Here is a 12,985-nt window from a genome sequence, read left to right on the forward strand (position 1 = left end):
TGCACTTTTAGTAATTGATGGTGAAGTAGCGATCCAAGTTATCGGCCTGCTGGATTGAAAGACGCGTGGTGCATTCAGCAATTGTTGCCCCCCAGCCCGAGCCTCCGGCGTGCCAACCAACGATATTGTCTTCGGAACACATCTTATTCGCGAACTGAAGCCAGAGGCGCTGAGCTGCACGCAGATTAGCTACCCATTCCTCGTCTATCTCCTCTACGTCCTGAGTACCCAGTGGTCCTTGCTTCAGTATGCGCTGATACACTGCATTCAGATAATCGTCCGCGCGCTCCAAACCGATGAAATTACAATACTCGCGAGGAGACACTGCGGCTCCTCCGGGAATGAAGAAACCCTTGCTTTCGAGAACTTCTTCCAAGTCTTTGACGCAGTCTTGAATGCCTACAATTACACATGCTTCCCGATTAATTGAATCACTTTCAAAGCGCTTCTCAACCTTAAGATAGGATTTGTCGTATTCGGCGGCGGCGGCCTCCGAGTCATAGGCATGTGCACTTGTTCCCATAACAATAAACCCAATTGCCAATATCAGTTTAAGCATATGTATTTCCTCACAATAGATCGGCGGAGATTGACCCAGCTTTCCCCCGTGGGGTGCTGTTCAATGGGAAACTGGTTGGACGGGCCTCTGTCGTCAAGCACTTCTTTTGGTTGATCTCTGTCACACGTAATACGCGCAAAGATAGAGCACAAAATCAGTGCGTGGCGGTCAGGATAACGTGTAACATTGGACCGGACACCGCGGCCTTAGTTAACTGGAAGATAATGCGCGGGTATGGTGCATCTCTACGTAGGCTCCAAAGTCCAATTTGCCACGCATAACTGACGTTCAACCTTCACCACGCCGCGCTCACGGTGAACGACCGCTCCGTCAGCTTAGCAAACACTCAGGAGAGCGCCCAAAAACATCGCCCCGCGTCTGGAGGAACGCGGGGCGTGAGTTGCGACAGTCTGGGAGGAGGCGACTGCCGCAAAGTTTTTCAGGAGTGTTAGTTGACGGCCTTGGCGTCAACGACGTCTTTTTCAATGGCCTTGGCCGATGAGATCTCGATCCGGCGCGGTTTCAGCGCCTCGGGCACTTCGCGCTTCAGGTCGATGTTCAGCATGCCGTTCTCGTGGCTGGCGCCAGTGACACGCACGTGATCGGCCAGCGCAAAACGGCGTTCGAACGCGCGGGTGGCGATGCCACGGTGCAGATAGCTGCGGTCTTTGTCCTCGGCGGCTTTCTTGCCAGCCAAGACCAGCGAGTTTTCTTTCACTTCAACAGACAGGTCTGCTTCGGAAAAACCGGCGACGGCGACGGAAATCCGGTAGGTGTCGGCATCGGTTTTTTCGATGTTGTAGGGGGGGTAGCTGGGCTGAGCCACATCATTGGTCAGAACGCGATCCATCATGTCGGCGATCTGATCAAAGCCAATGGTGGCGCGGTGCAGCGGTGCAAAGTCAAATGTACGCATTTGTCGTATCCTCATCCTTGAGCGATTTACGAAATTTTGCCCTCCGACTGGACGGGCAGTGATTGATACCGGACCCCGTTGTGGCGACCCGATACACATCAAATGGGTAGCGATTTGACCGAGTTCAACCCCCGCCAGAGCTGATGAATTTCGCACCAGACCCGGACTTGCCGGACCCCACCTGCAACCGGCGGATCGACGCTTTTGGCTGAGGCGCATCGCGCCGCATGATCGCCTTAAGCTCAGAGACGATCCCGTCCAGCTCCATGCCAAATCCGACCTTCCGGCTGCCGTTTGTACCAACCGCCGAAACAACAGACAGAATCTGCCAACGTGAGCCGTTCTTTGCCAAAATAGCGGACCCGGACGAGCCGAAGGTGATGTCGCAATCAAACAGGATCAGACCCTGCTGACGATCAATGATACGGCAAGAACGTTCCCGTGTGATCGCCTCAGACCGTCCGCGGCCATAAGAGGCAATGCTGACCTCATTTCCCAGAACACGCCCGCTGTACAGTGCAAAGGGATCTGCGACAGAGTAGGGGATGGGCTTATCGAGGCGCAACAGTGCGACGTCAATCCGAACGCTATCATGGGAAAGCGGCGGTTTAGAGCCATAGCTGGGATGAATCGCGACCTGCGTGATCCGACTCTCGGCCAGGGCGTTGCCGTTGCTGAGACCTGCGCGAAACGTGATGTCTTCTGGGGCAAATGCTTTGCCTGAGCGCCCGTCCACTGCGCAATGCGCTGCTGTCAGAACCATGTCCTGCGCGATCAGCGTACCCGTACAAAATGACTCGTCCCCTATGTCCAGCCGGCCTATCGCCTCCCAGCCGTAAAGGTCGTCCCGGTCCGTCAACTTGCGCTTGTTCGCTTGCGCGTGGGACGTGGTTGCCAGAATGCACAAACCTAAAATGAGACTCAGTAAAACTCTGATCATGGCCGAATAAACCTTGCACCGATATTCTTGCCCGACCCGGATCCCGACGTTGAAAGCCCAAATCCACGCCCGGCAGACAACTCATTGCGCAGCAATTGCAGCGAGTGTTCAACAGCAGTGCCAATTGCCACGTTCTGGCCGTCCAAACTGGCCTTGGCCGCAACAACCGACACGATCTGGGGGCGCGCACCTGCAAAGGAAAAGACCGGTGCGCCGGACGAGCCAAAATCGACGTCGCAGGACATGACCATGACACCCTGCTGCCTGTTCATGACCGAGCAGACCTGTTGCAGCGAAGGAGCCTCGGACCGGTCATGCGCATAAGACACCACACCAACCTCTGCGCCACGGCGCGGCTGATCCCCCGATTCAAATGGAATGACGGCAGTGTTTCGGATTGGTTGCCACAGTTCGATCAAGGCCACATCGGCGCTCACCCGGTCGGTCGTCGAGTCTGCACCATATTGATAGTCCGGATGGATCACGGCTTGCCGCGCCGTCCGATAGGCCAAAGCGCGCCCCAAACGCCAACCGGCCAGAAACTCAATGTCCGACGGGTTGATACGCTGCCCGGAAACCTTATCAAACAGGCAATGCGCTGCGGTCAGCACCAGTGTTGGCGACACCAGCGTTCCGGTGCAAAACCCTCTGCCGGCAATATCCAACCGTCCCACGGCCATCCAATCACGCCCGGAATCCGAGGTGTCCAGGCTTTCCAGCCCGGTATCCTGCGCTGTGGCCGCCATCGGCATGACACAGAACACAATCGCCTTGATCCAGTTGCGCACGCGGTTCTCCGGGACTCATTCAGACCTATTTGTCCTACGGGTCGCGTTGGGCGAAAATAGGGCAATCAGGAACCGCCAGAAAATCCAGGTCAACTGATGCGGGTCGGCATCATGTGCTTTACTTCAGGATCGGCACTGCGTCTCCTTGCTGTTGCAAGGATCTTGGCTTTGGGCCACCAGTCGCCCAATCCAGCAATTCGACGGTGTGAACGACTGGCAATTGCGTCCCTGACCCGATCTGCATCATGCATCCGATGTTTCCGGCGGCGATCAGGTCCGGCTTTTTTGCTTCCAGCGTTTTGACCTTGCGCTGTTTCAACTGGCCCGAAATCTCGGGCTGCATCAGGTTGTACGTGCCTGCGCTACCGCAGCACAAATGACTGTCGGCAGGCTCAACAACTTTAAATCCGGTCCGTTTCAGCAAATCCTTGGGATAAGTCTTGATCTTTTGCCCGTGCTGCAAGGAACAAGCCGCGTGATAAGCAACCGTAAGGTCTTGGTCACGTCCTTCCGGCACGTCCAACTGCATGACCAACTCACTGATATCCATGGCAATACCCGAGACACGCGCCGCATCCTTAGCCAAAGGGTCATTGCGGAACATGTGCCCATAGTCTTTAACGGTCGTTCCACAGCCAGACGTGTTGATAACGATGGCGTCTAGGCCGTCACCGTCCATTTCGCGCGTCCAGGCCATGATATTGGCTGCGGCAGCCGCGTGGCTTTCACGACTTTTACCCATATGGTGTGTCAGGGCTCCGCAACATCCGGCCCCTTCGGCCACCACAACCTCGCACCCCAAACGCGTCAGCAACCGGATCGTAGCATCGTTAATGTCGGTATTTAGAGCCTTTTGCGCGCAGCCGGTCATCAGCGCGACGCGCTTTCTCCGGTCTCCTTTGGGCGCAAAACTTTGTGGGTCGTCGTTGCGACTGACCGGCGGGATGTGCTTTGGGGCCATATCCAGCATGGCCCGCAACCGGGCATCGGGCATCAGAAACCGAAACGGGCGGCCCAACTTTGCTCCGATCAAGGCCCAGCGAAATCGCATCGGATAAGGTAGGATTTGGGCCAGAACCGAACGCAGGATACGATCCGTTAAAGGACGTTTGTAATTCGCCTCGATGTATTCGCGCGCGTGATCGACCAGGTGCATGTAGTGCACACCTGATGGACAGGTTGTCATGCAGGCCAGACAGGACAGGCAGCGATCAATATGCTTGACCGTCTTTTCATCCGGGACACGTTCGTTTTCCAGCATGTCCTTGATCAGGTAAATACGGCCGCGCGGGCTGTCCAATTCATCCCCCAACACCTGATAGGTGGGACAGGTCGCAGTGCAAAACCCACAATGCACACAGCTGCGCAGAATCTCATTCGAGCGCTGGATCGCCGGATCTTCCAGCTGTTTTTCCGTAAACGTTGTCTGCATCGCCCTACCCCATGAGCCCCGGATTGAACACAGATCGCGGGTCAAATCTTGCCCGTATCCCTTGTGTTAGAGCCGAAACAGCAGCTTTTTCCGGCTGAAACCGCCCCAGCATTTGCATCTGGTCCGGGTCTGCGCGCACTAGGGTCGAATATCCCTCAACATCACTCAGTTCAGATCGCAGATCAGTGCCTTCCGGGGCCAAAGTCCAGATCAGACCCCCACCCCAATCCACGACCCTATTCGGGTTAGCGTCACCGACCACACGTCTCATGTCAGTCGGTTTGACCGAAGTTTTCCAGACATTGCCCGGTTTGTCGGCAAAAGGCTCAATATCACGCACTTCGCGCCAAATAGCGGTGTTTTCGGCCGCATCAGTGACAACCTGATCCGGCTTCATTTCCGCAAAAAACTCCTGCAACTTGGCAATGCGATACTCGACCGATTGGTCAAAGCCCTCAATCCGCAGCACCGTCCGGGACGGCTTGCCGCCGCCCTCGGGCAACCGAGCCGCACCGTTGACTTCGTATGGTGATCCCAACGCGTCACAAAACAGTTTGGACGTCTCGACCCATCCGCGGTCCTCCCAAACAAGCGTCGCAACGGCCTCTGGCTTGGGCAGCACTTTCAGCGAAACCTCGGTCAACACACCCAAGGTGCCCCATGACCCGGCCATCAACTTGACCAGATCATAACCGGTAACGTTCTTCATCACCCGTCCGCCATTCTTGACCACATGACCGCGCCCGTCGACAAAGCGAACGCCCAACAGAAAATCCCGACACGCCCCGGCCTGTATCCGCCTCGGCCCAGATACGTTTGCCGCTACAACACCACCGATGGTCGGTTCGCCCGAAGTTGCAAGCAATCCCCGATGGTCCATCGGCTCAAACGCCAGTTGTTGCCCTTCTGCGTCCAGCGCGGTCTCAATCTCGGCCAACGGCGTACCTGCCTTGGCCACAAGTGTAAGGGCACCGGGTTCATAAAGGGTGATACCGCTCAGCCCGGAAACGTTCAATTCAAGGCCCGGCCCGGTCACACCGCGTGTACCGCCCCCAGCTATCCGAACCGGCCCGTTCAACCCGGCCACCAGGTCCGCCAATTCGTCTTCCGTCTCAGGTCTCATGTGCTTCATCTTTTCATAAATACTCCGGGGAAATCGCGCCTGCGCGATTGGGGCAGAGCCCCTATTCCGCCGCAAGGCGTCGCGCCTCGGATGCGTCCAAGGGGAACACCTTCGCGGGATTCAACAACCACTGCGGATCGAACACATCTTTAATCGCCATCTGCGCCTCAAGATCAGCTGGCGCATACTGATGCGCCATCAAATCCCGCTTTTCGATGCCGACACCATGTTCTCCGGTCAGGCATCCGCCTACATCGACACACAGCTTCAGGATATCTGCCCCAAACGCTTCGCATTTCTCCAGATCGCCCGGTTTGTTGGCGTCAAACAGGATCAAGGGGTGCATATTACCGTCACCCGCGTGGAAGACATTGCCCACGGGCAGGCCGTATTCCTCGCTCAACTCTCCGATCCGGCGCAAAACCTCGGGCAAGGAGGATACCGGGATGGTGCCGTCCAGACACATGTAATCGTTCATTTGCCCCATCGCGCCAAAAGCCGATTTGCGACCCAGCCAAATCTTCGCGCTTTCCTCTGCCGACTGGCTTTCACGCAGTTCAACGGGATTGTGGCGCTTGGCGATCTCTATGATCTTCGCCAACTGATAGTCGATCTCGGCCTCCGAGCCCTCGACCTCGACAATCAGCAAGGCGGTACAATCGGGATACCCTGCATGAGCAAAATTTTCACAGGCTCTGATACAAAGCGTGTCCATGAATTCAATCGCTACTGGCAAAATGCCCGATTTGATAATGTCAGAGACACATTGGCCCGCGACCTCATTGTCGTCGAACCCCATCAGAGCCGGCCGCGCCCCTTCGGGTTTACGCAGAATGCGCAGCGTGGCCTCGGTCACCACGCCCAGCTGCCCCTCTGAGCCACAAATAACACCCAGCAGGTCCAGGCCAGAGGCATCCAGATGCGCGCCGCCGATTTCCACGACACTGCCGTCCATCATCACCATGGTCACGCCCAGCAGGTTATTCGTGGTCACACCATATTTAAGGCAATGCGCGCCACCCGAATTCATCGCGATATTGCCCGCAATGGCACAGGCCAATTGCGATGACGGATCGGGCGCATAAAAGAAATCCTCTTCCTCGACCGCACCGGTCACGCTCAGATTGGTACGACCGGTCTGGACGCGGATGAACCGGTTGTCATAGTCGGTTTCCAGAACGTCATTCATTCGCGCGACACCCAGAATGACACAATCAGCCGTAGGCAAGGCCCCACCCGCCAGCGACGTGCCGGAACCACGTGGCACCACAGGAACCCCTTCCTCATGGCAGATTCGCAGGACTTCGGACACTTCCTGCGTCGATGACGGAAGAACAGCCAGCATCGGTGGACAGCGATAGGCGGTCAGCGCGTCACATTCATAAGCCCTCGTCTCAGCCGGATCGTGAATCACAGCATCTTCGGGCAAAACCTGCTGCAAGCGCGCCAGAACGGCTTGCTTGCGGGCAAGAACATCGGGATTTGGTTGGGGCATTTCCATCGCTGGTCCTCCAATTTGGTAAAATAATATTACCAATTTCATGATCTGGCAAGTTCTTCCGTTCAGTTTTAGTGTCACGCCCATGACCTGGATCGAACGTGCCGCTTTGTTTGCCCCTCTGGATTACGCCGCCCTCGGCTTGCTGCTGGGCGCATGGCTGTGGATAGGGTGGAAGATCGAACATCCGTCGCCACAGAGGCGATCTGTCTCGCAAATGATGGACAATTACCGCCGCGACTGGATGCGCGAGATGGTGACGCGTCAGCCGCGCATGTTTGATGCACAGGTTGTAGCCGCCATGCGTCAAGGCAGCACGTTTTTTGCATCCACTACTATGATTGCCATCGGCGGCGGGCTGGCCCTGCTGGGTAATACCGAGCGACTTGCCGGGGTGGCCAGTGACCTCGCGATAGGCAGCGCGCCCGCTTTGGTGTGGGAAATCAAGATACTTGTTGTCGTACTTCTGCTGGCCAACGCATTCCTGAAATATGTCTGGGCGCATCGCTTGTTTGGCTATTGTGCTGTGTTGATGGCCTCGGTCCCGAACGATCCCGAAGACCCGCAGGCGTACCCACGCGCCGCCCAATCGGCCGAAATTTGCGTCACAGCCGCCCGCAGCTTTAACCGTGGCCTGCGCGCCACCTATTTTGCGCTGGCCTCATTAGCATGGTTCCTCGGGCCAATCGCTTTGATGCTGAGCACCATAATCACGTTCGGTGTTTTGTATCGACGCGAGTTTGCTTCGCAGTCCCGAACAATACTGATATCCCAATCCCCTTACACAGAGACGTGATCCCGATGCGCCGCGATAACCCGTACATTCGCGCCATGCGATATGTGATTCTCAGCGCCTTCCTGGCCAGCCCTGCTTTTGCCGACCCCCCAACGATCGAAAAAGTCGCGGCCACCCGCAGCGGCGACACATGGCGCTTCGACGTTACGATCCGTCATCCCGATACCGGATGGGATGACTACGCCGATGGCTGGCGTGTGCTGGACATGGACGGGAACGAACTTGGGATGCGTGTCCTACATCATCCGCATGTGGATGAGCAGCCCTTCACCCGCTCGCTGAGCGGCGTGGCAATACCCGAAGGCATCGCACAGGTCCAGATTCAGGCCCGTGACAGTGTTGGCGGCTGGGCCGAAGACACAACGGTGATTGACCTGAACTGAAGTTCAGAACACACCAAGGGCCAAGCCTGCAGCCATCGCGGCCCCGATCTCGCGGCATTTCTCAAGCTGTTCTTCAGGGATGGTCTTTTCGGCCAAAATAGCTTCGGGCGTTTGTGCATATGTGCAAAGGATCAAAGGTGGCTGAACCTCTTTCAACCGCCAGCCGGTCGCGATGCGCGCAGTCTGGCGCGCGGCGTTTTCACCGCCGGACCCTGCACAGACCATTTGCGCATAAGGTCGACCTTCGAGCTTACCCAAGACAGGATAGTAACTACGGTCGAAAAATTCTTTCATCAGACCCGAAATCGCCGCCAAATTCTCAGGCGCGCAGAAGATATAGCCATCAGCGGCAAGCAAATCCTCAGGTCCCGCCTGATCCGCGAATTTCAGAACAACATCTGCTTCGTCTCGCCCGGCCTCTGCTGCCGCTTCGGCCATTTGCCGGGCGCCACCAGTGCGCGAATGGTAAACGATCAGAAGCTGCTCCATGTCAGACCCGGTGATAAGGGCCGCCCGACAGAATGGTTGCGGCCCGATAAAGTTGCTCGGCCAGCATCACACGGACCAGCATATGGGGCCAGACCATTGACCCAAATGAGATGGAAAAATCGGCCTCGGCCCGCAGATTAGGGTCTATTCCGTCCGCTCCGCCAATGATCAATGCCAGATCCTGCCGTCCGGCATCACGCCAACCGCCCAGTTTCTTGGCAAATTCGGGTGAGGACATAACCCGTCCGCGTTCGTCCAAGGTACAGTTCACTGCGCCTTTGGGCAGCGCTTTGCGCAGCAGCGCTGCCTCGGCCCCCATGCCTGCATTTTTCTTGTCTTCGACCTCAATCACACGAGCGGGGCCAAGGCCCAGCGAGCGGCCGGTCCGGTCAAATCGGGTCAGGTAATCGTCAAGCAGGGACTTCTCGGGCCCGGCGCGCATTCGCCCGACCGCAACTATGCTGATACGCATATCTCTCTCGCCTCCGGCCCCTCAATACGGGCCGGGATGGCGCCTCAGTTCGCCGAGGCGCTGCCGCCCTGAGGCAGCCACATCTTTTCCAGCTGATAGAATTCACGCACTTCGGGGCGGAAGATATGGACGATCACGTCGCCCGTATCGATCAACACCCAGTCGCCGGCATCCTTGCCTTCAACCTTCGAGGTGAAACCGAATTCCTGCTTGATGCGATCCGTCAGTTTTTCCGCCATGGCCGAGACCTGCCGGGTCGACCGGCCCGATGCGATCACCATGTGATCTGCGACAGAAGACTTTCCCTGCAGGTTGATCTGCACGACGTCTTCGGCCTTGTCGTCGGATAGTGAGGAAAGGATACGCTCAAGCAGCTTGTCGCTGATTGACTGAGAGTGGGCCATTACACTGACCCCTTCATCGGCGGGCAAACCCGCCTGTGTATGTAGAGACAGGACATAGTCCTCCTTTGCTGCGCGCCATGAAACCCCGGCGCCGGGGTACTAATAAGGTAACAAGGGGATTGCAACATTTCAATGAAAGGCCAGACAGGTGCCCGCACGTTCGCTCACTCTTTGGCGATCTGTTGCTGCTCTGCGCCGTTCGGCAGCAACCGAACTTCGCGCTGCGGGAAGGGGATCGAGATGCCTTCATCCTTAAATGCGTCCCATAGCGCAAGATAGACATTGCCGCGGATATTGGTCAGGCCCTTGGTCGGGTCGCTGATCCAGAACCTTAGAACGTAGTCCACGCTGCTATCGCCGAACCCGGTGATGTGACAGACCGGCTCGTGCGAGCCTCCGCTGAGGACCCGGGTCACCGCTTTGACCGCTTTGATCGCTGTCGCACGCACATGATGGGGGTCGTCGTCATAGCTGGTGCCAAAATCCAGATCCAGCCGCACGAATTTGTCGGAATGAGACCAGTTCACCACTTGATTGGTAATCAGGTCCTCGTTCGGGATCAGGTATTCGCGCCCGTCCCGCGTGACGACCGAGACATAGCGCGCGCCCAGCGCATTGATCCAACCGAAGGTATCGCCCAGAGAGATCACGTCACCGGGTTTGATCGACCGGTCCATCAGGATGATGATCCCCGAAATCAGGTTCGATACCACCTTTTGCAGACCAAACCCGATCCCCACGCCGATTGCACCGGACAGCAGGGCGATACCGGTAAGGTCAAATCCCAGCGTGCGAATGGCGACCATAAAGACCGCCCCATACAGCAGCACCTGAATGCCCTTTGCCAGCAGCACCTGCATCGATGGCGTGATGTCGTCATTGCTCATCAACCCGCGCTCGGCGGCACGGGTGCCGATACGGGCCAGTGTCAGCAAGATGCCGATCAGCAGAACTGCCTTGAGTATCCCCAGTGCCGAGATGTGCAGATCGCCAATGGAAATCGCCACCCCGTCCAGAAACTCGGCCACGTCATCGGTCAGATTCAGCGCAATAAGCGTTGCATAGACCCACATCGCCCATTTGAACATGCGCCGCAGGGTCCGATTGCGCACCAGACGGGCCACCAGCGCAATCGCCAGCCACGCAAGCGCCAAAGTCGCCACAACCCCGATGATATAACTGCGCGATGGCCACGTGATCTGCTGCATCAGTAAATACAGCGCCCAGGACATAATGACGAAATAGACCAGCGTCAGGCGCTGCATCAGTTGCACCAACATCCGCAACCGCCACTTCGGCCATCCTTCGCGGGCGCGGGCCCACGCCTCCCACCGGGTTTGGGTCACCAGCTTCAAGACATAAGCCAACGCCCAAAGCGCCAGGATGATGACCAGCTGATGCTGCCGCCAGCCCGGCGTCACAATCAGTTCGACAAGATTTTCGAATTGCACGAAAAAGCCCGCGACCATGTTGTCATAGAGGTCCGACAGCGAGCTGGGGAACAGGTCTTGATTCATAAACCCAGCTTGAACAGCGTTGCCCGGTGATGCAAGCCCAGTGCCAGCCGGGTACCGGATTGAACCTTGATTGACGGCAAAGCCCGATATATCTGGTGCGCATGAGAGTCACTTTGGCCCCAGCTCCGAAACTGCAAGACCGCACGCGCCTGCGTGAACGGTTCTTTGGGGCCGCCCGCACGGTTCTAGCCCGCCTATCTGTCGCCTGAGCCAACTCGCCAGCTATTTCTCATTACATACGGGAGAGGACACATGTCCCCCAAAACACTCTATGACAAGATCTGGGATGCCCATGTCGCGCACGAAGCCGATGATGGCACCTGCCTGCTTTATATCGACCGCCATCTGGTGCACGAAGTAACCAGCCCGCAAGCCTTTGAAGGGCTGCGCATGGCAGGCCGCAAGGTACGCGCACCGGAAAAGACCATTGCCGTGCCGGATCACAACGTTCCGACCACACCGGACCGCGTGAACGGGATCGAAAACCCGGAATCGCGCATCCAGGTCGAAGCACTGGACAAGAACGCCAAGGATTTCGGCATTCACTATTACCCGGTGAATGACGTCCGTCAGGGCATCGTGCATATCGTCGGCCCCGAGCAAGGCTGGACCCTGCCCGGCATGACCGTTGTGTGCGGCGACAGCCACACCGCGACCCACGGTGCGTTTGGCGCACTGGCCCACGGTATCGGCACGTCCGAGGTCGAACATGTTCTGGCCACACAGACTCTGATCCAGAAAAAATCCAAGAACATGAAGGTGGAAATCACCGGCAAACTGCAGCCGGGCGTGACTGCCAAAGACATCACTCTGGCTGTGATCGGTGAGACCGGAACCGCAGGTGGTACTGGCTATGTCATCGAATATTGCGGTGAAGCGATCCGTGATCTGTCGATGGAAGGCCGTATGACGGTCTGCAACATGGCCATCGAAGGCGGCGCCCGCGCTGGCCTGATCGCACCGGATGAGACCACGTTCGAATACGTCAAAGGCCGTCCGCACGCCCCCAAAGGCGCACAATGGGAAGCTGCGATGGACTGGTGGAAAACGCTCTATACCGATGAAGGCGCGCATTTCGACAAGGTCATCACCCTGCGCGGCGAGGATATCGCTCCGGTTGTGACTTGGGGCACCAGCCCTGAGGATGTGCTGCCGATTACCGCCTCTGTGCCTCACCCCGAAGACTTCGAAGGCGGCAAGGTGGATGCGGCCCGCCGTTCTATCGAATACATGGGTCTCGAAGCCGGTCAAAAGCTGAGCGATGTGGAAATCGACACCGTCTTTATCGGGTCCTGCACCAATGGCCGCATCGAAGACCTGCGCGCCGCGGCCGAGATTCTGAAAGGTAAAAAGATCAAGGACGGGATGCGCGCCATGGTCGTGCCCGGTTCGGGTCTGGTTCGTGCGCAGGCCGAAGAAGAAGGTCTGGCCGAAATCTTCAAAGAGGCCGGGTTCGAATGGCGTCTGGCCGGATGCTCGATGTGTCTGGCGATGAACCCCGACCAGTTGCAACCCGGCGAGCGCTGTGCCGCGACATCGAACCGCAACTTCGAAGGCCGCCAGGGCCGTGGTGGTAGGACCCACCTGCTGAGCCCTGCGATGGCTGCCGCAGCGGCAATCACAGGACGGCTGACAGACGTCCGTGAATTGATGTAAGCTGCCCTCATA

General features: G+C 57.4%; 14 protein-coding genes. 3 read left to right on the forward strand and 11 right to left on the reverse strand.

Translation table 11 applies throughout. The features are described 5' to 3' along the window. Window positions 1–7 precede the first annotated feature (7 nt). From ACR3EH_RS10230 to ACR3EH_RS10260, 7 genes are all read right to left on the reverse strand, one after another. Window positions 8–559 carry a lysozyme inhibitor LprI family protein gene (locus ACR3EH_RS10230; RefSeq protein WP_171188156.1) on the reverse strand — a complete coding sequence of 184 codons (552 nt, stop codon included), beginning with the start codon at window positions 557–559 and terminating at the stop codon, window positions 8–10. A gap of 448 nt (window positions 560–1,007) precedes the next feature. Next, the gene (locus ACR3EH_RS10235; protein WP_171188158.1) at window positions 1,008–1,475 is read right to left on the reverse strand and encodes an Hsp20 family protein; all 468 of its coding nucleotides are present in this window, start codon (window positions 1,473–1,475) and stop codon (window positions 1,008–1,010) included. A gap of 124 nt (window positions 1,476–1,599) precedes the next feature. Continuing rightward, window positions 1,600–2,415 carry a trypsin-like serine peptidase gene (locus ACR3EH_RS10240; RefSeq protein ID WP_171188160.1) on the reverse strand — a complete coding sequence of 272 codons (816 nt, stop codon included), beginning with the start codon at window positions 2,413–2,415 and terminating at the stop codon, window positions 1,600–1,602. Next, a complete protein-coding gene (locus ACR3EH_RS10245; RefSeq protein ID WP_371808459.1) occupies window positions 2,412–3,203 on the reverse strand; it encodes a trypsin-like serine peptidase in 792 nt (263 codons plus the stop codon). The genes ACR3EH_RS10240 and ACR3EH_RS10245 overlap by 4 nt, the downstream gene beginning before the upstream one ends. Window positions 3,204–3,321: 118 nt before the next feature. Then, the gene (glcF, locus tag ACR3EH_RS10250) at window positions 3,322–4,635 is read right to left on the reverse strand and encodes a glycolate oxidase subunit GlcF (RefSeq protein WP_171188162.1); all 1,314 of its coding nucleotides are present in this window, start codon (window positions 4,633–4,635) and stop codon (window positions 3,322–3,324) included. Between the two features lie 4 nt (window positions 4,636–4,639). After that, complete coding sequence (locus ACR3EH_RS10255) at window positions 4,640–5,758, reverse strand: FAD-binding protein (protein ID WP_171188164.1); 1,119 nt, start codon at window positions 5,756–5,758, stop codon at window positions 4,640–4,642. Window positions 5,759–5,819: 61 nt separating this feature from the next. Continuing rightward, complete coding sequence (locus ACR3EH_RS10260) at window positions 5,820–7,259, reverse strand: FAD-linked oxidase C-terminal domain-containing protein (protein WP_171648558.1); 1,440 nt, start codon at window positions 7,257–7,259, stop codon at window positions 5,820–5,822. Window positions 7,260–7,341: 82 nt separating this feature from the next. On the opposite strand from ACR3EH_RS10260, the gene ACR3EH_RS10265 reads away from it, so the two are divergent. Together ACR3EH_RS10265 and ACR3EH_RS10270 are read left to right on the forward strand one after the other, a co-directional pair. Beyond that, a complete protein-coding gene (locus ACR3EH_RS10265) occupies window positions 7,342–8,052 on the forward strand; it encodes a DUF599 domain-containing protein (RefSeq protein ID WP_171096663.1) in 711 nt (236 codons plus the stop codon). Between the two features lie 5 nt (window positions 8,053–8,057). Further along, window positions 8,058–8,435, forward strand: a complete 378-nt coding sequence (locus ACR3EH_RS10270; protein ID WP_371732100.1) for a hypothetical protein — start codon at window positions 8,058–8,060, stop codon at window positions 8,433–8,435. A gap of 3 nt (window positions 8,436–8,438) precedes the next feature. On the opposite strand, the gene ACR3EH_RS10275 is transcribed toward ACR3EH_RS10270, so the two are convergent. The 4 genes from ACR3EH_RS10275 to ACR3EH_RS10290 all read right to left on the reverse strand — a co-directional run bounded on the left by ACR3EH_RS10275 (window position 8,439) and on the right by ACR3EH_RS10290 (window position 11,317). Further along, window positions 8,439–8,924, reverse strand: coding sequence for a flavodoxin family protein (locus tag ACR3EH_RS10275; protein WP_171648556.1), 486 nt, complete (start codon window positions 8,922–8,924; stop codon window positions 8,439–8,441). 1 nt (window position 8,925) lies between these two features. Next, a complete protein-coding gene (gene rlmH, locus ACR3EH_RS10280; protein ID WP_171648554.1) occupies window positions 8,926–9,396 on the reverse strand; it encodes a 23S rRNA (pseudouridine(1915)-N(3))-methyltransferase RlmH in 471 nt (156 codons plus the stop codon). A gap of 44 nt (window positions 9,397–9,440) precedes the next feature. Continuing rightward, a complete protein-coding gene (rsfS, locus tag ACR3EH_RS10285; protein WP_058276550.1) occupies window positions 9,441–9,800 on the reverse strand; it encodes a ribosome silencing factor in 360 nt (119 codons plus the stop codon). 164 nt (window positions 9,801–9,964) lie between these two features. After that, window positions 9,965–11,317: a mechanosensitive ion channel family protein gene (locus ACR3EH_RS10290; protein ID WP_171648552.1), complete on the reverse strand. Its 1,353-nt coding sequence runs from the start codon at window positions 11,315–11,317 to the stop codon at window positions 9,965–9,967. 252 nt (window positions 11,318–11,569) lie between these two features. Here ACR3EH_RS10290 and leuC point away from each other — a divergent pair, with 252 nt between their 5' ends. Then, window positions 11,570–12,973 carry a 3-isopropylmalate dehydratase large subunit gene (leuC, locus tag ACR3EH_RS10295; protein ID WP_171096597.1) on the forward strand — a complete coding sequence of 468 codons (1,404 nt, stop codon included), beginning with the start codon at window positions 11,570–11,572 and terminating at the stop codon, window positions 12,971–12,973. Window positions 12,974–12,985: the final 12 nt, after the last annotated feature.

This window comes from Ruegeria sp. BG7, from assembly GCF_056535685.1.

What these genes read in the sequence shown, in the direction of transcription:
- ACR3EH_RS10230 (WP_171188156.1), bottom strand. Translation starts at nt 559, where the DNA reads ATGCTTAAACTGATATTGGCAATTGGGTTTATTGTTATGGGAACAAGT.
- ACR3EH_RS10235 (WP_171188158.1), bottom strand. Translation starts at nt 1,475, where the DNA reads ATGCGTACATTTGACTTTGCACCGCTGCACCGCGCCACCATTGGCTTT.
- ACR3EH_RS10240 (WP_171188160.1), bottom strand. Translation starts at nt 2,415, where the DNA reads ATGATCAGAGTTTTACTGAGTCTCATTTTAGGTTTGTGCATTCTGGCA.
- glcF (WP_171188162.1), bottom strand. Translation starts at nt 4,635, where the DNA reads ATGCAGACAACGTTTACGGAAAAACAGCTGGAAGATCCGGCGATCCAG.
- ACR3EH_RS10255 (WP_171188164.1), bottom strand. Translation starts at nt 5,758, where the DNA reads ATGAGACCTGAGACGGAAGACGAATTGGCGGACCTGGTGGCCGGGTTG.
- ACR3EH_RS10260 (WP_171648558.1), bottom strand. Translation starts at nt 7,259, where the DNA reads ATGGAAATGCCCCAACCAAATCCCGATGTTCTTGCCCGCAAGCAAGCC.
- ACR3EH_RS10265 (WP_171096663.1), top strand. Translation starts at nt 7,342, where the DNA reads ATGACCTGGATCGAACGTGCCGCTTTGTTTGCCCCTCTGGATTACGCC.
- ACR3EH_RS10270 (WP_371732100.1), top strand. Translation starts at nt 8,058, where the DNA reads ATGCGCCGCGATAACCCGTACATTCGCGCCATGCGATATGTGATTCTC.
- ACR3EH_RS10275 (WP_171648556.1), bottom strand. Translation starts at nt 8,924, where the DNA reads ATGGAGCAGCTTCTGATCGTTTACCATTCGCGCACTGGTGGCGCCCGG.
- rlmH (WP_171648554.1), bottom strand. Translation starts at nt 9,396, where the DNA reads ATGCGTATCAGCATAGTTGCGGTCGGGCGAATGCGCGCCGGGCCCGAG.
- rsfS (WP_058276550.1), bottom strand. Translation starts at nt 9,800, where the DNA reads ATGGCCCACTCTCAGTCAATCAGCGACAAGCTGCTTGAGCGTATCCTT.
- ACR3EH_RS10290 (WP_171648552.1), bottom strand. Translation starts at nt 11,317, where the DNA reads ATGAATCAAGACCTGTTCCCCAGCTCGCTGTCGGACCTCTATGACAAC.
- leuC (WP_171096597.1), top strand. Translation starts at nt 11,570, where the DNA reads ATGTCCCCCAAAACACTCTATGACAAGATCTGGGATGCCCATGTCGCG.